Origin of the sequence: Mobiluncus curtisii subsp. curtisii ATCC 35241 (assembly GCF_000146285.1) — a bacterium.
In the GTDB taxonomy this organism is placed as follows: domain Bacteria; phylum Actinomycetota; class Actinomycetes; order Actinomycetales; family Actinomycetaceae; genus Mobiluncus; species Mobiluncus curtisii.
The window spans coordinates 610,212-628,225 of the sequence record NZ_GL385912.1; the positions used below are offsets into that span (position 1 = coordinate 610,212).

At 53.6% G+C, this 18,014-nt stretch carries 19 protein-coding genes; 6 read left to right on the plus strand and 13 right to left on the minus strand.

What is annotated here, in order from left to right; genetic code table 11:
• Positions 1-7 precede the first annotated feature (7 nt).
• Positions 8-271 carry a GlsB/YeaQ/YmgE family stress response membrane protein gene (locus tag HMPREF0574_RS02770; protein ID WP_004007162.1) on the minus strand — a complete coding sequence of 88 codons (264 nt, stop codon included), beginning with the start codon at positions 269-271 and terminating at the stop codon, positions 8-10.
• A gap of 47 nt (positions 272-318) precedes the next feature.
• Complete coding sequence (locus tag HMPREF0574_RS09650) at positions 319-480, minus strand: hypothetical protein (RefSeq protein WP_004007163.1); 162 nt, start codon at positions 478-480, stop codon at positions 319-321.
• A gap of 41 nt (positions 481-521) precedes the next feature.
• On the opposite strand from HMPREF0574_RS09650, the gene HMPREF0574_RS02775 reads away from it, so the two are divergent.
• Positions 522-1,919 carry a sodium-dependent transporter gene (locus HMPREF0574_RS02775; RefSeq protein WP_004007164.1) on the plus strand — a complete coding sequence of 466 codons (1,398 nt, stop codon included), beginning with the start codon at positions 522-524 and terminating at the stop codon, positions 1,917-1,919.
• A 178-nt stretch (positions 1,920-2,097) separates the two neighbouring features.
• Here HMPREF0574_RS02775 and HMPREF0574_RS02780 read toward each other — a convergent pair whose 3' ends face one another.
• Both HMPREF0574_RS02780 and HMPREF0574_RS02785 read right to left on the minus strand, forming a co-directional pair.
• Positions 2,098-3,108 carry a cation diffusion facilitator family transporter gene (locus tag HMPREF0574_RS02780; RefSeq protein WP_004007165.1) on the minus strand — a complete coding sequence of 337 codons (1,011 nt, stop codon included), beginning with the start codon at positions 3,106-3,108 and terminating at the stop codon, positions 2,098-2,100.
• A gap of 178 nt (positions 3,109-3,286) precedes the next feature.
• Positions 3,287-4,705 carry an LPXTG cell wall anchor domain-containing protein gene (locus HMPREF0574_RS02785; RefSeq protein ID WP_004007166.1) on the minus strand — a complete coding sequence of 473 codons (1,419 nt, stop codon included), beginning with the start codon at positions 4,703-4,705 and terminating at the stop codon, positions 3,287-3,289.
• Here HMPREF0574_RS02785 and HMPREF0574_RS02790 point away from each other — a divergent pair.
• The gene (locus HMPREF0574_RS02790) at positions 4,704-5,069 is read left to right on the plus strand and encodes a hypothetical protein (protein ID WP_004007167.1); all 366 of its coding nucleotides are present in this window, start codon (positions 4,704-4,706) and stop codon (positions 5,067-5,069) included. The two genes, HMPREF0574_RS02785 and HMPREF0574_RS02790, sit on opposite strands and share 2 nt — an antisense overlap.
• A gap of 225 nt (positions 5,070-5,294) precedes the next feature.
• On the opposite strand, the gene HMPREF0574_RS02795 is transcribed toward HMPREF0574_RS02790, so the two are convergent.
• Both HMPREF0574_RS02795 and HMPREF0574_RS02800 read right to left on the minus strand, forming a co-directional pair.
• Positions 5,295-6,446, minus strand: coding sequence for a cell wall-binding repeat-containing protein (locus HMPREF0574_RS02795; protein ID WP_004007168.1), 1,152 nt, complete (start codon positions 6,444-6,446; stop codon positions 5,295-5,297).
• 133 nt (positions 6,447-6,579) lie between these two features.
• Positions 6,580-7,299 carry an ion channel gene (locus tag HMPREF0574_RS02800; RefSeq protein ID WP_004007169.1) on the minus strand — a complete coding sequence of 240 codons (720 nt, stop codon included), beginning with the start codon at positions 7,297-7,299 and terminating at the stop codon, positions 6,580-6,582.
• Positions 7,300-7,455: 156 nt separating this feature from the next.
• Between HMPREF0574_RS02800 and HMPREF0574_RS02805 the strand changes: the two genes are divergently transcribed.
• From HMPREF0574_RS02805 to HMPREF0574_RS02815, 3 genes are all read left to right on the plus strand, one after another.
• Positions 7,456-8,685: a polysaccharide deacetylase family protein gene (locus tag HMPREF0574_RS02805; protein ID WP_236585842.1), complete on the plus strand. Its 1,230-nt coding sequence runs from the start codon at positions 7,456-7,458 to the stop codon at positions 8,683-8,685.
• Positions 8,686-9,067: 382 nt separating this feature from the next.
• The gene (locus HMPREF0574_RS02810) at positions 9,068-9,208 is read left to right on the plus strand and encodes a hypothetical protein (protein ID WP_004007171.1); all 141 of its coding nucleotides are present in this window, start codon (positions 9,068-9,070) and stop codon (positions 9,206-9,208) included.
• 89 nt (positions 9,209-9,297) lie between these two features.
• Entirely contained in the window at positions 9,298-9,570 is a 273-nt protein-coding gene (locus HMPREF0574_RS02815; RefSeq protein ID WP_236585841.1) for a PIN domain-containing protein, read from the plus strand.
• Positions 9,571-9,785: 215 nt separating this feature from the next.
• On the opposite strand, the gene HMPREF0574_RS02820 is transcribed toward HMPREF0574_RS02815, so the two are convergent.
• The gene (locus tag HMPREF0574_RS02820; protein ID WP_036324853.1) at positions 9,786-10,883 is read right to left on the minus strand and encodes a restriction endonuclease subunit S; all 1,098 of its coding nucleotides are present in this window, start codon (positions 10,881-10,883) and stop codon (positions 9,786-9,788) included.
• Positions 10,867-11,811 carry an HsdM family class I SAM-dependent methyltransferase gene (locus HMPREF0574_RS02825; RefSeq protein ID WP_256594132.1) on the minus strand — a complete coding sequence of 315 codons (945 nt, stop codon included), beginning with the start codon at positions 11,809-11,811 and terminating at the stop codon, positions 10,867-10,869. The genes HMPREF0574_RS02820 and HMPREF0574_RS02825 overlap by 17 nt, the downstream gene beginning before the upstream one ends.
• 254 nt (positions 11,812-12,065) lie before the next feature.
• Between HMPREF0574_RS02825 and HMPREF0574_RS02830 the strand changes: the two genes are divergently transcribed.
• Complete coding sequence (locus HMPREF0574_RS02830; RefSeq protein WP_004007175.1) at positions 12,066-13,145, plus strand: BstXI family restriction endonuclease; 1,080 nt, start codon at positions 12,066-12,068, stop codon at positions 13,143-13,145.
• Here the strand turns inward: HMPREF0574_RS02830 and HMPREF0574_RS02835 are convergent.
• The 5 genes from HMPREF0574_RS02835 to HMPREF0574_RS02855 form a co-directional block, all read right to left on the minus strand.
• The gene (locus HMPREF0574_RS02835; RefSeq protein WP_004007176.1) at positions 13,067-14,173 is read right to left on the minus strand and encodes a DNA methyltransferase; all 1,107 of its coding nucleotides are present in this window, start codon (positions 14,171-14,173) and stop codon (positions 13,067-13,069) included. The genes HMPREF0574_RS02830 and HMPREF0574_RS02835 overlap by 79 nt on opposite strands.
• Positions 14,174-14,251: 78 nt before the next feature.
• The gene (locus HMPREF0574_RS02840) at positions 14,252-14,491 is read right to left on the minus strand and encodes a helix-turn-helix domain-containing protein (protein ID WP_050748346.1); all 240 of its coding nucleotides are present in this window, start codon (positions 14,489-14,491) and stop codon (positions 14,252-14,254) included.
• Complete coding sequence (locus HMPREF0574_RS02845) at positions 14,488-16,209, minus strand: DUF2326 domain-containing protein (protein ID WP_201625886.1); 1,722 nt, start codon at positions 16,207-16,209, stop codon at positions 14,488-14,490. The genes HMPREF0574_RS02840 and HMPREF0574_RS02845 overlap by 4 nt, the downstream gene beginning before the upstream one ends.
• Positions 16,199-16,426 (minus strand): ABC-three component system middle component 7, encoded by a 228-nt coding sequence (locus HMPREF0574_RS02850; protein WP_004007178.1) that lies wholly within the window; start codon positions 16,424-16,426, stop codon positions 16,199-16,201. Before HMPREF0574_RS02850 ends, HMPREF0574_RS02845 begins: the two co-directional genes overlap by 11 nt.
• On the minus strand, positions 16,423-17,553 hold the full coding sequence (locus tag HMPREF0574_RS02855) for an ABC-three component system protein (protein ID WP_004007179.1): 1,131 nt from the start codon (positions 17,551-17,553) through the stop codon (positions 16,423-16,425). The genes HMPREF0574_RS02850 and HMPREF0574_RS02855 overlap by 4 nt, the downstream gene beginning before the upstream one ends.
• Positions 17,554-18,014: the final 461 nt, after the last annotated feature.

Genomic DNA, 18,014 nt, shown 5'->3' on the forward strand with positions numbered 1-18,014 from the left:
TGCAGTGTTATTTCTTTTTCCCGGTAACACCCATATAAATCCCGATGAGAATCATGGCCACGATAACAGACACAATCCACTGAATCCACTGCACCCCACCATTGGCATTTTGGTAGCCAAACATGCGCACCAGCCAACCGCCGATACCCGCGCCAAGCGCCCCGAGGATGATGGTCCACAAGATACCGATGGGCTGCTTTCCGCGCTTAAAGAGTCTCGCCAAAGCACCAATCACCGCGCCGGTCACAATCATTCCAATGAGCTGTCCCATCAATATTTTCCTTTCATTTCGCCGATTCAGACATAGAATCGACCTATTCAGGCTATCAGCTCGCTCCATAAACCGCAGAACAGCGATTTTGCACGCACCTTCCAACCCAGCACGATGGCAAGACCTCCGCTCACCCCAGCCAATCCCGAGACGGCAGAAATTCCCTGTTTCACCACCCTTTCGACTACGATAAGGAAAAACCTTGGCATAATCACGCCTCACCGGATTTTGAGCTAGATAAGGAAACCTCGTGACAACTCCTCACTCCTCTTCCGAGTCAACCGCGCCCAGCAGCACCGTACCGCCTGTGCCCGGTCACCACGGCGCCCAGACCGTGCACCGCTTCGCTACCCACTGGGGATTCATCCTAGCTTCGGTCGGTTCCGCTGTGGGTATGGCTAATGTGTGGGGCTTCCCCTATAAGCTCGGCAATAATGGCGGGGGCGCTTTCCTGCTTATCTATATTTTCTTTGTCTTGCTGTTCACCTACGTGGGTCTGCCCGCTGAGTTTGCTAACGGGAGGCGTGCTCGTACCGGAACGTTGGGTACTTACCGGTCCGCTTGGGCCACTCGTGGGGACCGGGCAGCCCAGGTCGGAAGTGCGTTGGGCTGGTTACCTTTGGTTGGCTCGCTGTGTATTGCAATCGGTTACGCCGTCATTGTGGCATACGTGTGCAAAGCTCTGTTTGATTCCCTGACTGGAAATCTGATGCAGACTAATACCGAAAAATGGTTTGAGAGTTTTTCAGGAACTGGCTTTTCGGTCGTGCCGTTCCACATCATCGTTGTGGTAGGTACACTGGTTACCCTGTTTCTCGGCGCGAAAAGCATCGAGAAAACCAACCGCATTATGATGCCAGTTTTCTTTGTAATCTTTGTGATTCTGGCGATTCGTGTGGCGCTGATGCCTGGCGTTGTCGAAGGGTATATCTTTATGTTCACCCCGCGCTGGGAGGCGCTCATTAACCCTATCGTGTGGGTGTGGGCGATGGGACAAGCGTTCTTTTCCCTCTCCATTACCGGTAGCGGCATGATTGTTTACGGCGCCTACCTGCCTGATGACGAGGACGTGGTGAAAGTTTCGCAGCGTACCGGTTTCTTTGATACTCTCGCGGCTGTAGTGGCAGCACTGGTCATCATTCCCGCATGTTTTGCCTTTAACACCGACGTGGGTGCCGGACCAGGGCTGCTGTTCGTGACCCTGCCCGCCATCATGCAAGATATTCCGCTCGGTCAATTGTTCGCGGTGATTCTGTATGTTGCCATGATTTTTGCCGGGGTTAGCTCACTGCAGAATATGTTTGAAGTCGTGGGTGAATCACTGCTGCACCGTTTCCCACGCCTGAACCGCGTGGCGGTACTGGTTGTCTTGTGCGTGCTCGCTCTCGGGGTGGGCTTGGGCATGGAGGCGATTAGCTCCTGGGGTCCGTGGATGGATTTGGTGTCGATTTACATCATTCCCCTCGGGGCAAGCTTGGGCGCAATCACCTGGTTCTGGGTCATGAAAAAGGACGATTTGTTGGAAGCGATTAATCGAGGCGCCGCGCGACCTCGAGGGACTTTCTGGCTATCGGTGGGGCGCTTCATCTACGTACCGGTGGCAGTGATTTTGTGCGCCATCGCCCTCATCGGCAAAGTCGCGTTCTAGAGATGTTAGCTTTTGGGAATATTCTGTCCGCCGCGTTCGCGATGGACAGAATATCGCTCTCACCAATTTAGACGCCACATTTTATTGATTGTCGTCGCCCTAAATTTAGGTTTATAAGCGCCACAAGTTTGGGGTTATAGCGTTCAAATTTTCTCTATTAAGCCAGGTGGTGCGGGATTTAGTGCCAGTTATCGCGGTGCAGCTGGGCGCGTGACGCCGGTTCCAACTGGACGGTGGTGTGGAAAATCGAGATGCCGTGATGATTCTGCAGGCAGTTCTCAATTTCGCTCAAAATCTCGAGACTATGTCCATCATGGAAACATTCATCAGCCAACACTACGTGAGCGCTCAACACCGGCAAATCCGAGGAAACTGCAGAAGCGTGCAGGTCATGTACGGCTAAGACATGCGGCAGCTCCAACAGGTGTGCCCGGACTTGATCCAAATCCAAATCCGGAGGAGTGGATTCCAACAAGATTGCCCCCGCCGGACGCAAAATCATGATGGCACGAGGCACGATGAGCGCAGCAATTACCAGCGCCGTCACGGAATCAATCTGGATCCACCCGGTCAAGCGCATCACCACCGCGCTGATGATAACCGCTACGGAACCGAGAGAATCATTCAAGACCTCCAAGAACGCAGCGCGCAGATTCAGGTTATTTTGCCGAGAACTCAACAGGATAGTCAGGCTGATGAGGTTACCCAACAGACCAATAATACCCACTGCCAGCAGCGCCTGAGCTTCGATGGTTTCGGGGTGTATCAGGCGTTTAATGGCTTCGATAGACGCAAACACGCCGATGCAAATCAGCAGCAGAGACTGCAATGCAGCGGAAATAACCTCCGCGCGCCGCCACCCCCACGTGAGCCGATCCGTCGCTGGACGATGCTGCAAACTGGCTGCCACCAGCGCAAAAGTTAGACCCGCACAGTCGGTGAGCATATGCCCCAAATCCACCAGCAGGGTCAAGCTGCCGGTCAGGGCTGCGCCCACAATCTCTGCCAGCAACACCGTGAAAGTCACTGCCAGAGCTGCCCGGAGCTGCCCGCGACCGGCCTCGTGAGAGTGTGTATGAGTGTGAGCATGAGTGTGGGCATGGGGGTGGGAATGCCCCGCTGAATGCCCGTCAGAACCGCACGACTCGTGAGGGTTGTGCGAATCCTGACCTTCCTGATGATGACTCATGAACTACCGTCCTGTGTGTATCTGCGTGAGCAATAACTTCTTACTTAGTCTAACCTAAGTCACAGGGTTTGCTTTTCGGTGTTCATGTTAAAAAGGCTGGCGCCAAAGCCCGGGTGAGTCTGGTCTTGTGGACAGTCACCCGGCGCTTTGGCACCAAGCTAAAGGAAGGCGTCAAAATTTAGTTTTCCTGGCGGCGGCGAGCCAACACCAGCAACCACGCTCCAGCAAAAGCCGTGAGCCCAGCCACCAGGGACACAGTCTGGGCAGCCTGACCGGTACGCGCCAACGCCGGGGTCGGGCTATCCGTACCCGCCAAGACCGGCGCCGCAGGCGTCGACGTCTGCATGGCTACCGGCGAGTTTGCCGCGCTGGGAGCGTGAGGACTCTCCGTCACACCCGCCACCAGCGGAGTCAGTAGCGAGGCTCCGCTCTCTGCCGGGTTCATCGGATCTTGGGGAGTCTCAGTCATGCCAGCCACCAGAGGTGCGGGAAGGGTGGTCGTGCTCGAGGTCGGGGGCACCAGTGCAGGCAGCGGAGGCGTCACCACACTGGGGACGGAAGGAATCACACTTGGGACAGAAGGCACCACACGCGACTCAGTCGGAATCCCCCCGCGCACAGGCGGCACCGACTCTATCTGAGCCGGGGAGCTGTCTGCTAAGCAGTTCATGGATTCGTAGCCGGGGATGGTCGCGTCGGCCTCTACCGAGGAAACCACATTACCCCTAGCGTTTTTCAGCACGAAATTCTGGGTAACGTTCTGATCCTCTTGCTTGAGAGCCACCGTCGGGACAGTAACGTTCATAGTTTCAAAATCAACATTTGACACAGTCTTCGGGAAACCGGGCAGTTCCGGGTCGGCCTCAAAAGTGTATTCCGGAGAGAAGAAGGTCGCCTCTTTCGTTGCCTGGCTCAACAAGTTACCGGACTCATCACGCAAAACCGCCCGCGCAGTCTTATGACCGTAATCCATCGAACAAGTAAAAACAGGCTGAGCATAGAACATACTAGACAGGTAAAGAGGCAGAGAATCACTGTTGGTTGAAGCGAATTTGCAGTCCGCACCATCAGACTCAATGCTGCGGACGACATGCTGCGGCGTTTTTGGGTTATAGACAGATAGCCGCACATTGCCGGTAAAACTCCCGTTGCCGCCACCCTTAACACGAACCTGGTAAGTCGGGGTAGCTTCTTTCGACCCGCAACTCAGGCCGGAATCCGGAGCCTGCGCAGCCTCCAAACTCGGAGAATCCATCCTGGCTTTCGTAAGATTAATGTTAAACAAGGCAATCTTCAGTGGTTTCACCGTAGGCGCAGCTGCGGAAACACTACTCACCGAAGCCGGCGCTATATCGCTAACTTGAAGGGAAGACCCCTCCGCAGCACTATCCTGAGACCACACTTTTGTAGCAGGTTCGCGGGTCTCCTGAGTCTCGAGTGCTCCTTGAGGCTCTGCGGCGCTAGAAGTCAGTGCAACTGGCGCAGCCTCCTGGTCCAAACTTAACTCATCCGCGAAAGCAGCCGGGGCAGAGGCAACCCCTCCTTCGACCACCAAGCTGGCAAACGATACCATAGCAAATAAACGATTTCTCAACATGGGCAAATTCTTCACAACAATAGCCTTCCTAAAATTCGATGAAATCCGTTTCCCGCTACATATCAGTAAAAACCGCGGTAGCTTTGTGGTGATCTATGTCGAAATTTGGGCGCAGACCACCCGCGCCGTCCTGGCGCTATCTTGCGACTTCGTCAAATTCCCTGGCAGAAATGCCCCTGACTCATGCGCCTCTAAGGTTTTCCGTAACAAACCAAGCCAGAAGCTCGGCGGCACGTCAGCTTTGACCTCAACACTCGATGAATTGGTCCCAAGGAAACCCTCATTAGTGAAAGCCTGGAAATGGGCTTCCTTGTCCAGACATTTCAACGATTTCTCAGTATCAAAGCGGGCTAATCCCAGCTAGCCCGCGCCGGCAAAATGCTTTTCACACTATACAAACGACCAGTTCAATGCCGTATGGCTGGCCGAACCTCAATGTAGTCCCCCGACTTACGCATCTGACCCGTCTCAGAACACGAACGGGTCCTAACTTTGAGAATCCTGGACTCCCCCGTGGTGTCTCACAGAAGTCGTCGAATTCGTCAGAAGTTAGGATCCCTACGCTCGTAATAAAATGACGCCCGCAGTCTCAAACTTTTGCTTTGCGGTAGCCCGCGGCTCTCGCATCATCTTGAGAAGCGAAGCAAGCCTCCGGGGTGGTGCGGTCGTAGTACCTCTGACCGGGCATGTGATAAATCATGGAACTGGCGTTTCCCTTGATTGGGGCGTTTGCCGGGCAGTCCTTACCGATTGGTTGTAAGCCGCCATTGCCAGAAGGCTGGGGCTGGGGTTGTGGCTGCGGTTGGGGCTGGGCTTGAGGCTCAGGCTGGGGCTGCGAGGCAACCTGACATTGCAAATTGGAGTTGTCACTCAACGCACCAGGTCCTCCCACGAAAGTGACTGGCACTGCAGGTTGAACAGGTGAACAATTCTGTTGCGCTAACAGCAAGGGCATCTTTTGCACACCGGCCACGGGCACAATCGAGAGAGCGTCCGGGAAATTCACTCCCGATGCCAGGAAGGCATTGGCAGCAGGCTTCGCGGCAAAAATTTGGGACGCGGTCTCAAATCGATTAGCTCCGTAAATTCGGTTCGGGTTCGGCAGCCCCGCCAAGAATTCATCAGGAAGGGCACCCGGACCGCCCAGCACCATAGTGTCTGTAGCGCCCAGCTGCTGAGCCACCGACACCGCATACTGTTGCGCACCCGGACCGGTAAGCATAATCGGCACCCCCTCTTGTGCGGCCAACGCTCCCCCGGCCAGCGCATCCGCAAAACCCGTGCCAGTCGCTAAATACACCTTGTTGGCTTTCCCAAACTGCAGAGCAATTTTTTCGGCAGTCTCGTAACGGTTGGCTCCAGAAATTCGCTGCACCGCACCAAACTGTGTCAGCTGAGCCTCAACCTGTGCCGAGACCGCCCCGACACCGCCCAGAATCGTAATGCTGGGCGAACCGAGCTGCTGCAGGTAGGCCTGCTGCCCGGCAGTAATTTGTGAGCCAACCAACAAAATGGGTGCCTGCTGAACGGAGACCCAAGGCCCGGCGGCCAAAGCGTCGGGGAAATTCGTTCCCGTAGCGACAAACACGTTTTTCGCAGCGGGAAAGTACGTCTGAGCAATAGCCAGGGACGTTGCATAACGATCCGTGCCAGCAATACGGGTTCCCACGGCTGAGGCGGGAATTTGCAGAGTTAGAGCAAGAGCAGCGGCGGCAACGCCGGCGAGAGTTTTCCTAAACATGAAACGAATTCTAGGATTTACGCCTCGAAAAAAGTGCCAATCGAAGCGAGGAATCTCTATGAACAGCTCCACCCTGCTCGGCTGACCACCCGCGAAATTGGTTTCAACCAGCCTGATGAGCCTAGGTGAATTGTTACCGTTTCGACTCCACTAACAGCGTGAGTTCACTAATCTGTTGTTTCAGTTCGTTGATTTCAGCACTGGTGGCCGCCCGGTCTTGCTCATTTTTTTCATTCACCACGTCTACAACCCAAGAAGCTAAGGTCGCTGTCACGACACCAATAAGAGCAACGCCGCCTGTCATCAGGCATAACGCAACCACGCGGCCAGTGACGGAAATCGGATATAAGTCTCCGTAGCCCACTGTGGTAATCGTCTCGAAAGCCCACCAAATCGCCTGTGGAAAAGACGTAATCAACGCATCCGAGACACTACGCTCCGCATCCAGCACAGCTAGCGCCGACACGAAAATCAGCAGTGCCGTGCTTGTCACCGAGTACAGGGCTATCTTGCCGCGAAAGGTCGAACCGGCCTTGCGACCAAGTACTTTCATGAAAGTTACGAGCCGCAGCAATCGCAGTGGCCGCAAGATTGGCAGCGCCACGATGAGCAAATCAAACAGGTGCGTGATGAACCACTTGAAACGCGGCTTCGCCAAGAAAAGCCGCACCACGTAATCAGCGACAAACGCGGCCCAGACCACATTCATGATGAGCTCTGTAACGCTGGCGCCCCGGCCTTGCAGGTTACCGATAACTTCCCAGGCGTAGGCCCCCAAAAATAGGACCGCCAGAATCAACAGCGGCCAATCTGTGAAACGCTCCCATGTGTCCAACCTTTTAGATTCGCTCATAAGCACATAATAGTGCCGTTCACAAGGATGGTTTCGCGGTCTTTGGTGGGTAAAAAGACGGCTGGTCAGGTGCCGAATTTCCCAAGGATTTAGCTGGATTAAGGGTTTATCGGGGCATTGTTCTTTGGTAAAGTGTTGCTCGTTAGGGGTAGCTTAGTGAGCAAGAAATCTAAGATTTGGATTGCCAGCATCCTGGCAGTCATTTCTGTCGCCGCCGCGGTCGGCGGAATCACCATGTATCTGACTAACGAGTGGAAAGTCGTCATTGCTTTAAAAGGCGATTCCACCAGCACTGTTGAATACGGCGACACATGGAAAGACCCCGGCGCTACCGCTTATGGGACCGGCACCCTGTTCACTTTTACTCACGATGACCTCAAGCTACACCGCACCGGCAAAGTCGATACTTCCAAAATCGGCACTTATGAAATCACTTATGCAGCGAAATACCGCGGAACCGAGGGTAAAAAGACTCGCAAAGTTATCGTCCGGGATTCCCAGCCACCCGTCATCACAATCGACGGTGGGGAACAAATCAAACTCCCTTATGGCATTTCCTGGCAGGACTCCTATTCCGCGACAGATAATGCGGACGGCGATTTGACTGCAAAAGTCCAGGTAGGCGGTCAGGTCAATGTAAACGCGGCAGGGTCATACACGCTGCACTATCAAGTCTCGGACTCCAGCGGAAACCTAGGCACGGCAACACGTCAGGTCACCGTGATGCAGCCCGTTGCCCCTAACGCCGACCCGGCGGCAGGCTTGGACAAAGTTATCTATCTGACTTTCGACGATGGACCCGGTCCGGCGACGGCACACCTGTTGGATATTTTGGCTGATAAAGGCGTGAAAGCAACGTTCTTTGTAACCAATATGATGGGGCACTCTGACATGATTGGGCGCGCCTATCGAGAAGGTCACGCAATCGGAATCCACACCTATACTCACCAGTATTCCCAGATTTACTCCAGCGAGGCTGCTTATTGGGCAGACTTCGACCGCGTGGCACAGCTGATTCGCGACCAGACCGGGCAGGACACCAAGATTATGCGGTTCCCCGGAGGCAGCTCCAACACCGTGAGTCGCAGCTACACGCCCGGAATCATGAGCCGCCTGACCAAACTCATGGGTGTGAAAGGCTACACCTATTTTGATTGGAACGTAGATAGTGGGGACGCTTCGGGTCACACCAACAGTGCTTCGGTCTTTCAAAAAATTACCGCCGGAGTGCCAGGAAAATCGGTGTCAGTAGTCCTCTGCCACGACACTCATTCCACCACAGTCGACGCCATGCCACAGGTCATCGACTGGGGCAAGCAAAACGGCTACACTTTCCTGCCGCTCGCCCCCGGCAGCTATCCCGCGCACCATCGGGTCGCGAACTGAGGGCGGTCGCTGGGGTCACAAGGGCGGTCGCGCGGGTGCACAAGGGTGCTCGTGAGGGTTCACAAGGTCGGTAGCGAGGCTGGGTGGGTATGTTAGACCCGGTGGTCGTGTAACGAGCAAAAGGCCGCGCGGTGGGTGGTGGTCTCGCACAAGACAAGTGGGACGGTCAGTACGTCTGAGTGACGTATAGGTGTCTTTTATTTCTGTTTTCAACGTTGCGTGGCAGTTTATGCGTCCGCATTGGAGTACACGCGAATTCCCCATGTGGTACACTCATTGTATGAGTACCACATATGCGACCGTTGTGTGAGATAGGGGGCGCCTGGTCATTCCCTCGGCGCTGCGCCACAACCAAAAGTGGGAGCAAGGCACCCAGCTGCTGATGCTCGAAACTCCGCACGGAGTCATCGCCATGACCCGCGAACAGGCAAAACAGCTGGTAAATAAGCAAATTGGGGCGGGAAGCCTGGTTCAAGAACTCATCGCGGAACGACGCAGCGCGGCTCAGGAAGAATCTGCGTAATGTTCGTCTTAGACGCCTCGGCTCTGCTGGCATTTTTGCAAGAGGAACCCGGTTGGCAGCGCGTGGAGTAGGCACTAGACCAGGGTGTGGTGAGCGCCGCGAACTGGTCAGAGGTCATCCAAAAGCTACTCTCCCGTGGGGCGGACGTTTCCCTGCCCACGAACTTGCTGTTCTCCTACGGCCTGAAAGTGCGCGATGTCAGCGAATCTGACGCGGTGGCGGCGGCACAGTTGTGGCAGCCCGGCACGAGCGTCTCCCTGGGCGACCGCCTCTGCCGCGCCCTCGGCAAAAGACTCAACGCCACCGTCCTAACCGCCGACAAAGCCTGGGGCGAGGGCAACGGAATTGAACAGATTCGGTAGACGTGGCACTCCTGAAACAGGTGGTAATCACTGTGCACCTCTTACAGATTAATTATCTATGATCTTTTACTAGTTTATGCTCTGCTTACAGAAGACTAAAACATTGCATTATAGCTGCGCTAATGTCGTATAGTGTTTGTTTGTATTCACGTTCCCGGAAGATGTATTTAGTATTAAAAATATCAGCAAAAAAAGTATCGAGAGTAGTGAAGTAATTAATCGTCGCGACGATCTAAGAATTCAAGATATTGTTGATACTTACGAAGCATCATGTTCTTAACATATTGCTCCATGTAAACGTAATCAGGTGTGCCTGTATCGTTCACGGGAAGCATTAATTCAATACGCTTCATACGAGAAAGAGTTGCTCCATTACCACCCCAATTAAATTTTGCTTTCATCTGATTCTTAAAAAGTGGAATTAAGAACTGGGCTGACCATAAATTCAATTGAGAGCCGGTTATTATTTGAATGTTCTGACCTGTCACGAAAAGGTGAGATTGCCAAAATGCAGTTTGCGTATCTAGTCCTATTGTAATGCAGTTTGCATCGTCTGAACCGAATAAAAGATTCTTATCACTTACAAAGCGGGAAATACCGTTATTTGCATCTGTTCTTGTAACATATGGGATATTTTTTATATTACTATCGATGATTCTGATTCCATCAATGCTACTTCTGGTAGAAGCAATCTTAAATAAGCCGTGTTTGCCAAATGCTCTAAATCTATTCCACCTTTTTTCATTTAGCGCTGGAAGCTCTTTGTATTTCAACTGGGAAAGCTGCCCAGTAATATATTTCTTATAGCGTATAAGCATATCCTCTCTCAATCGAGAAGCATACTGTGCCATAAATTTGTAATCAGGTTCACCAGAATCTTCAAATGGAAGCATAACTCTATCACCATGCAAATGTTGCAGATTACGCTTGTACCCATGACCGTACTTTTCTTGAATCTTATCCTGTGTTGCAACGAAAAATAGTCCTGTATCTCGATTAAGCCAATCAGCATAACCGTAGATAACGTCGCTTGTAGATATGAATAGCTCTTCTTTATACATTGCATATCCGGCAGACCCGTCGCCATTTTTAATGAAACCAATACAATTTCCCGGTTGAATCAATTTGTGTGTAGTATTGTTATCTTCAACCACACAAAGAACACCATTTCCACGGTTAGTTGCACCTATATAATTAACTCCTTTTCGTGTTATTTTTAAATGGTTTAGACCTTTTCCTTTACCAGGAACGAACTTATTGAACAATCTTTTAATTTGTTGCGCTCTCCACTTTCTATTACTCAGTGACTGCATTTACATCGCTCTCCTTATTATCCTCAAACAGATACTCGCGGTTCTGCATGACCATCGAGAATTCAAACGTCAGGTAGTCTCCGATGACTTTCTCGAAGTCTTTGTCGGTCGGTATCTCGTCGTTAAAATAATAGAAGCTGTGTAACCACTCATCACCAGGTTCAATTGTCGATTCCACACAGAACTTTGACGGAGCCTCTACACGCCCAAACCACACATCTAGTAAGTGCTGTCGCTTATCCTTAGCAGAATCACCCTCTAGCAGTCCAACGTGAGCGCGAACTTCATAACCATCGTCGCGGAAGTCGATAAACTTACAAACTTTTCTCTTATCGTGTTTTTCATTTGCGGTAAAAATAGCAATAACCGGATTCACGCCGACACCATAGAACGTCTCCGAATTGCAGGTAATGACTCCCTCAAGCGTATGTTTATCCAGAATACTATTTTTGAATTGCTTCTCAGCTTTGCTCTTACCTGTCATTGATGACTGAGGAACAATAACAGCAGCTCTCGCTCCGACCGTCAATGAGTCCAAAAGATGCTCAATGAACGAAAGCTCATGCTGCTCCGTATCCGCCTTCGTACCCTGTGAGTAGGGTGGGTTCATCAAACCGACCGTCGCACCTTTGAGTTGCACCTGAGCTGTATTCTTACGCAAGAAATCACAGCATTCCAAATTACTGTTTCCATCTTTACGTAAAATCATATTGGCAGCTGCCACGGCGAACATATTGCTCTGAAGCTCGAAACCGTGGAGCTGTTTCTTCTTGATACTCTTTCTCTGAACGTCTGTGTCCGCCATGGAAAGCATTCTGTGCATCGCGGAAATCAAAAAACCTCCTGTTCCGCACGTAGGATCGCAGACCGTACTGAGTTGGACACAAGGGCTTGTGGGAAGCGGCTGAAGCGGATGGAGCGAAAACAGCCCGCGACTAGGGAGAACACGGTATAGGGTGAGTGGCCGGACGGTTCAAGCTGACGACGGGGTTCCAGCGCTTACCCTGCCCCGGAGACGCAGCAAGGCACCGTGAACCGTGACGGGCACGGCAGGAAGTGAAGTGCCAAAAAGTGTGGGAAACGCCGAAACGTTCTACCCTGCCCCCTTCACCGGTACTACAACCGTGTCTCTGTAGCGCGCGTCTAGACACACTGCGGGGCTCCGCAGGATAGAATGTGTAAATGAGCAAGTCAAGGAGACTTCCAAAACTTCCAAGCCTGATCGAACGGAAGCTATACAAGACAGGTCAGACTCGAGGCGCTGCGATCCAGGAGATCTACCAGAACCGGGTTCTGCGAAATAGCACTGTACTTATCCCTTGGGATTTCTGGGATGCCTGCAAAATTCCCGATGATGGCACCGAGAAGTACGAAAACGGATTTATTGTTCTCCTTGACCCCGATTGGTATTTGGCAACAGGCAATGCGGATGCGATCCTTAAAGCTGAGGGTGTCGAACTGGGAGTCAATGCAGTCCTCTACTTTCAAAAGAGGTCGCAATGGAACTCTTTGGGTCTGAAGGAAGGGGATTTACTGCCAAATGGGCTGCCGCTGGTGCCCCCAACGAGCAGAATTGCTCCGATTAACGGCACGCTCTTAGCGCGCATGCACAGCACCACTTCTGAAAAAGACAAACGTATCAGTATCGGATATAACGAAAAATCGTTGCGAGGTGCAGGCATCCGAGTGTACGAGTACGCTTCTAGGGAAACTATTAGAAGGGCTCGACTTCAGCTGGAAGCGTATTTTTGGCAATCGTCCGATTCGATCGAAGCAGTTGTCGAAGAGGGCATGAAGAAATCTGACGCAATCTTTCGTCGAGATTCAGTACTTAACTCTGCATCCGACGAAGGTCTGTTTGATACAGATTTATTGCGCAAAATGAGGATACTTGATGCTGAAAACGCAACGATTTGCCCATTGTGCCTAGAGCGGATTCCGGCCTCACTGTTTTTCAAGCGTGGTGAACAGGCTGAAGGTCGTGAGACTTGGGATATAACTGTCACTGAAGTCAGCTTGTTTCATATCGAAGAATTGCGTGTCGGAAAGTTTCAACACAAGCCTTACAACCTTGGCTGGGGTCATCACTTTTGCAACGTAGTCACAAAAGACTCAGGCATTGAAGGTACACTGGAGTGGATGGATGTTGTTGTCGATAGAAACCGCAGAAGCGGTTGGCATAGTCAGACGTCAAACAACGTCCCGGCTAGCATCTCAGATTCACGTGATGCCACCGAGCTCTTGAACGACGGTTCCTCCTGAGCGATAAACTCGAGATCCTTAATGGTTCGTTCCACCCATTTCTCCTCGAGTTCTACAACGATGGCCTTCCTTCCCAAGCCAACCGCAGCGACGGCTGTTGAACCCGACCCTGCAAAACAGTCGAGTACAACGTCATCCTCATAGCTTGACGCTTTAATCATATGCTCCAGCAATGCAGAGGGCTTTTCGGCTGGATGCTTACCACGGAAAGGTCGCACGCTCGGAAAATCCCAAACATCTATGAAGTTCACGTCGTTGGACAGGAACATTGGCCGAACCACGTCCTCGTATTTTGGCATCTCCGCAACTTTGCCAGTCGCTATAATTGCCGCGCATATTTTTTCATATTGATCATGACTAGGGATGTTTCGCCCCGCCTCCCAGTTTGCAACCGCGCCACCATGGTTAACCTTGCCGTATGCCCCAACTTCTTCAGTCAAGGCCTTCATGGTCAAGCCGGCTTGTTTCCGTTTATCTTGCAAAAATTGCCCAAGAGGTGACCGCCGATAGGCCTCCCAAGACCCGTATTGCCCGTGCTCGAACATCAGAATTCGCTCCGAGTGTGGGTACCAACTCCTCAATGCCTCCTTCTTCATTTTCCCTTTCCAGCCGTCATAGCCAGGATCGTTCGGCTTCGACCATGTAATATGCCCAATCGGTCGAAAGTACTTGGAAAACATGATTTCAAGTCTCGCCGACATCGCAGACGAGCAGAATACATAAACGGTTCCACTGGGGCGCAGGATCCTCTTCCACTGAACCGCAAATGTTTCCATCCATGCCAGGAAGTCCTCGTCCTCCCGAAAGGCTCTATCGTTAGCGATATTGGCTTTTTTTGTCGAATGATATGGCGGGTCTGTGAGAATTAGGGAAACTGAGTCATCAGGGAACTTTTCTAATACCTCGGCCGCATCTCCCTGGATGACAACAGCATGGTCAGAAATGAACCTCGCATCTTTTTCGAGAATCTCTGTTGTCTGCCTGAAACAGGATTCCCGATCAGGTAGTGGGCGAATCGTTGAAGTCATAATCAAGAAGCCTTCTTTTAGGGTATCTGTTCAGCATCAATGTCATAGCTGAACTGAAATCTAGTTAGCAAGTCTCCATCAGCGCTGTGGAGGAGATCCCGACGAGGGGTGATGGTTGCTGGTCGTACTCTCACATATGTCAGCGATGGTGCAGCCGAGTGCTTCGCAGATGCGTGCTAGGACGTCGGTGGTGACGTTGCCGTCCTTACCCAATTTCGCGATGGTGGCTGGTGATAGCCCCGTTTGGTGCCGTAGGTCTTCTCTGGTCATGTCGCGGTCGATGAGGAGTTTCCATAGTGGTTTGAAGGTGATGATCACGACTGGTCGTCTCCTGCTTCGTGCTGGTCGGTTTCGAGGTTCCAGGTGAAGCCGTAGAGGGCTTCGGCGCCTTCGTCGAGGTGGATGATTTGGTTCTCGGCGACGACTTCTTCGGCTCCGGTTCCATAGGCCTTGGTGGCGTCGAAGGAGAAGAACACCTGCTTGGGTTCACCCGCACCACTTTCTAGCGTGCCGCTGCTGGCGTAGATGGCGAGCAGTTCCCTCACGGGCGCGAAGGCGACGGGTTTAATGATCGCCGAGTCATGGATGAGGAACGGCAGCGGTGTGCTGCGCAGCACGGCGAGGTCGAACACGATAAGGTGCTTGGCCTTAGCGCCAGAGCCTGTGTCTCCGTTGTGGTCGAACGTGTAGGAGACCCCTTTCGTTGCGGCCTTGAACGTGAATAGAGGGCTCTTGCGGTGCTGCTGTGGGTAGAGAGCATCGTTGACGGTTTTCATCTGCGCGTTGATCGTGTCGGTGAGATGCCCGAGGGTGTTGGGGATCGCCTCATCGATTTCTTGTTTGAGCTGTTTGCGTTCCTTCTTCAGCTCCTGGTTGTGGTCGAAGGTGCGGATTTGCTCTTCGAGACGGTTGGTCTTGGCTTGGATCTCGGCGGACTGGTCGTAGATCTCGTCATCGAGCTGCACGGACTCGCCGAGCGCCAGGATTTGGGCTTGCAGGTTGCGGATCGCGACCTGCAGCTTGGCGGCTTGCGCCTGGTAGTGGCGTTGCTGCTCACAGAGCTGGTCTTCGAGAATGCCGGTGAGCTGGTGGTGGTAGTACTCGATGGTTTCTAAGGATTCACGGTTCGCGGTCGGGAAGAACTCGTAGAACTCTTCCAGGTCACGGGTGGTGATGCGCGTCTGCCCAGAAAGGGTGGCTTCCACGATGGCGAGTCTGCTGTTGATCGCATCGAGCTGCTGTGTGAGTGGTCGTAGCTCCGCACGTCGCTGTGCCTGCTCCTGCCTGGCTTGGCGTTCTGTTTCGAACAGGTCGAGGTCAGCGTGGGTGCGCAACTGCTTGGCTTCACTACGGGCTTCGAGGAGTTCCTTCTGAGCTGCGTCGCGTTCCTTCTTCGTAGTGAACTTGATGTAGCTGGAGTACTTACCTTTCGCCATCGCGCTGAGCGCTTCGACTTCTTTGCGCACCTGGTCGTAGCGAGATTGGATCTTGTCGATCTCCTCGTACGCGCCGAAGAGCCGAAGTAGCGCTTTTGCGCCGTCGATGTCGTTAGCTCGTACAGCTGCGGTCAAGGGGCGGTCGAGGAGCGCCATGTCGCGTTCATCGACACGGCTGAACCGCCCGACCAGTTCACGCCAGGTACCGCCGGTATCCCCGAGGCCGTACTCGTCGAGCAGGAACTGCTGGTACTCGGCCAGGGTGAGATCTTCGACCATCTCCTGCCAGTCGGGGTCGTGATAGCGGGTGATGAACCCGGGCCGGTCGGTGGCGCGGACGAAGTGGTGCTCCGTGCCGTTCAGCCTGAGGGTGAAGTGAATGGCGTGGTGGCCGACGGCTTGCGGGAGGCGTACAGCGTCGGAGTTCAGGAAGTCATTCCCAGCGTATATGAAGTCGATGATTTGGAGAAGTGTGGATTTGCCGATCGAGTTTTGTGCTTGATCGGCACCTTCGATGATGTTTACCCCGGCGTGCATGGTGATGACAGGTCGCGGCTTGCCGTTGCGGTGGAATGCGGGTGACCAGAGCCTAGTGAGCACGACTGACCACCCCCTTACTGGCATCTAGGTCGAGCACCCCGAGGGTGAGCAGGAGGGTGAGGGCGTCGATGAGGTCTTCGGTGCGTAGCTTGTCGGCGAGGCGGCGCTGCAGGTCAAGAACCGGCACAGGCTCGGCGCTGAGGGTCTTGAGAATGGTGACAAAGTCCGCGAGCACGGTCTCGTTGAACCGGTAGAGCTTGTTGGGAAGCCTGATCATGCCAGGATTGACCTCCTTGGTTTGAACAGTTCACAGATCTGGGTCAAGAACGAGACGACCACCCCGCACGCGTAATCGTCGATGTTCGTGTGCTGGTCAATCCATGCAGTGAGCCTGGTCCAGATCTCATCCTGGCTCAGGCCAGCGTCAGCCAGGACGCGCCAGGCACCCCAAATATCATCACGCATCCGTTCAAAGTCGAGCTTTCCTTCCTCTTGGAGGGCTTTCGCTGTCTCGCGCACTCTGGTTTCGTAAATGCTCATGTGGTCGCGGACGCGCCGTACCAGTTTCTTATCGGCGAGCTTGTCTTGCATCGGCATCACGTCGTAGGTGACGTCCGGGGCGAGGTCTTCGACCGGAAGGTTATGAATCGCCATGAGTAGTTCGGCGATCTTGCCGTCCAGGCCGAGCGGAACGAGCCCCTCATCGATCCGGTCGCTCAGCGACCACAGCCGGTTCTGCTGCCGTAGCCTGTCCACATCGGTCGGCGTGTGAGCGAGCCCGTATTTCTCGGCACACGGCTTGCACAGCGCGGCGAAGTCGTCTGGGCCGTACTCGTCACCGTCAGCGTCGAGGAACACCATCTCGTAGGAGTCGGCCTGTTGCCCATGCGCGATCACCCTCAGCGGAGTGCCACATTCGGTGCAGCCGCGCGAGCGAGCCACCACAAGTTTCTCGTACCTCACGCGGGCAGCTTGGATAGCGATCTGCGAGAGCACTTGCTGCTTGCCATGATCTGTGCCGGCTTTCGCATGAACGATCTCCACGAGCAGACGCGCCACGTCGGCGGGGAAATGGTCAAGACGAACATGCTCGCCGTAGGCGGTGATGTTGTCCGTGATCAGCTGCTGGGTCTCCAGCTCCAGCTCGTCTAGGACGGTCACGAAGTTCATGATGCCCCACCGGGCAGTGATCGCTTTCGCCAGCTTCTTCGTAAACGCGCTGTCCCTGGACGCCATCGACTCCAACGTCGCGTCAGACGGTAGCACTGAGGGGTCGTTCCGTGTCGTCCATTCGGCTTCGGTGACGTTGGTGAACATCGAAATCAGCTCGCGCAGGTAGGGAGCTCGTGACAAGCCTCCCGGCACGGCAGGCTGCAGCGCATCGGCCAGCTCGAAGAACTTCATCACCCTCCTACGCAAAAAGTCTCACGGTTTCTCACGACAGGTCCTCACGTTTTCTCACAGCCCGGCAGACCCCGATTCCTAGGCTGAAAACAGGTATTCGGAGTACATCACGCCGGATCGCGTTCGTGAAGAACTTCTTCACATGTTACCGCAGAAGATGGTAACAGGTCGCAACGACACGAGCGCGAACCCGTTGTGGCGTACTCCGGCGTCGACGGCTGAGTACCAGCTGCCGCACATACCTACACGTGAGGCTCTAGCGGTCGACAGCTCGGGTCTCGCCAAGGAGGCTCAGCCACACCCGTGGTCGAGGTTCCTGCAACGCCGAGCTGTGATCGAGCACGGTGGTCAACCGTCAATCGGGAGATCCGTTCGAGGCACGTCGGCGGGCATCTATACGTAGGTGCCCGCCTTCGCTATTCCTTGAGCGCCTCCCTACTGACCGGCACAACTCCATACCT

Bases quoted from the DNA above. Each gene is read 5' to 3' on its own strand.
- HMPREF0574_RS02790 (WP_004007167.1), top strand. From the start codon at position 4,704: ATGGGCAAATTCTTCACAACAATAGCCTTCCTAAAATTCGATGAAATC.
- HMPREF0574_RS09650 (WP_004007163.1), bottom strand. From the start codon at position 480: ATGCCAAGGTTTTTCCTTATCGTAGTCGAAAGGGTGGTGAAACAGGGA.
- HMPREF0574_RS02795 (WP_004007168.1), bottom strand. From the start codon at position 6,446: ATGTTTAGGAAAACTCTCGCCGGCGTTGCCGCCGCTGCTCTTGCTCTA.
- HMPREF0574_RS02820 (WP_036324853.1), bottom strand. From the start codon at position 10,883: ATGCAGTCACTGAGTAATAGAAAGTGGAGAGCGCAACAAATTAAAAGA.
- HMPREF0574_RS02835 (WP_004007176.1), bottom strand. From the start codon at position 14,173: ATGACTTCAACGATTCGCCCACTACCTGATCGGGAATCCTGTTTCAGG.
- HMPREF0574_RS02810 (WP_004007171.1), top strand. From the start codon at position 9,068: ATGCTCGAAACTCCGCACGGAGTCATCGCCATGACCCGCGAACAGGCA.
- HMPREF0574_RS02800 (WP_004007169.1), bottom strand. From the start codon at position 7,299: ATGAGCGAATCTAAAAGGTTGGACACATGGGAGCGTTTCACAGATTGG.
- HMPREF0574_RS02780 (WP_004007165.1), bottom strand. From the start codon at position 3,108: ATGAGTCATCATCAGGAAGGTCAGGATTCGCACAACCCTCACGAGTCG.
- HMPREF0574_RS02850 (WP_004007178.1), bottom strand. From the start codon at position 16,426: ATGATCAGGCTTCCCAACAAGCTCTACCGGTTCAACGAGACCGTGCTC.
- HMPREF0574_RS02785 (WP_004007166.1), bottom strand. From the start codon at position 4,705: ATGTTGAGAAATCGTTTATTTGCTATGGTATCGTTTGCCAGCTTGGTG.
- HMPREF0574_RS02770 (WP_004007162.1), bottom strand. From the start codon at position 271: ATGGGACAGCTCATTGGAATGATTGTGACCGGCGCGGTGATTGGTGCT.
- HMPREF0574_RS02855 (WP_004007179.1), bottom strand. From the start codon at position 17,553: ATGAAGTTCTTCGAGCTGGCCGATGCGCTGCAGCCTGCCGTGCCGGGA.
- HMPREF0574_RS02830 (WP_004007175.1), top strand. From the start codon at position 12,066: ATGAGCAAGTCAAGGAGACTTCCAAAACTTCCAAGCCTGATCGAACGG.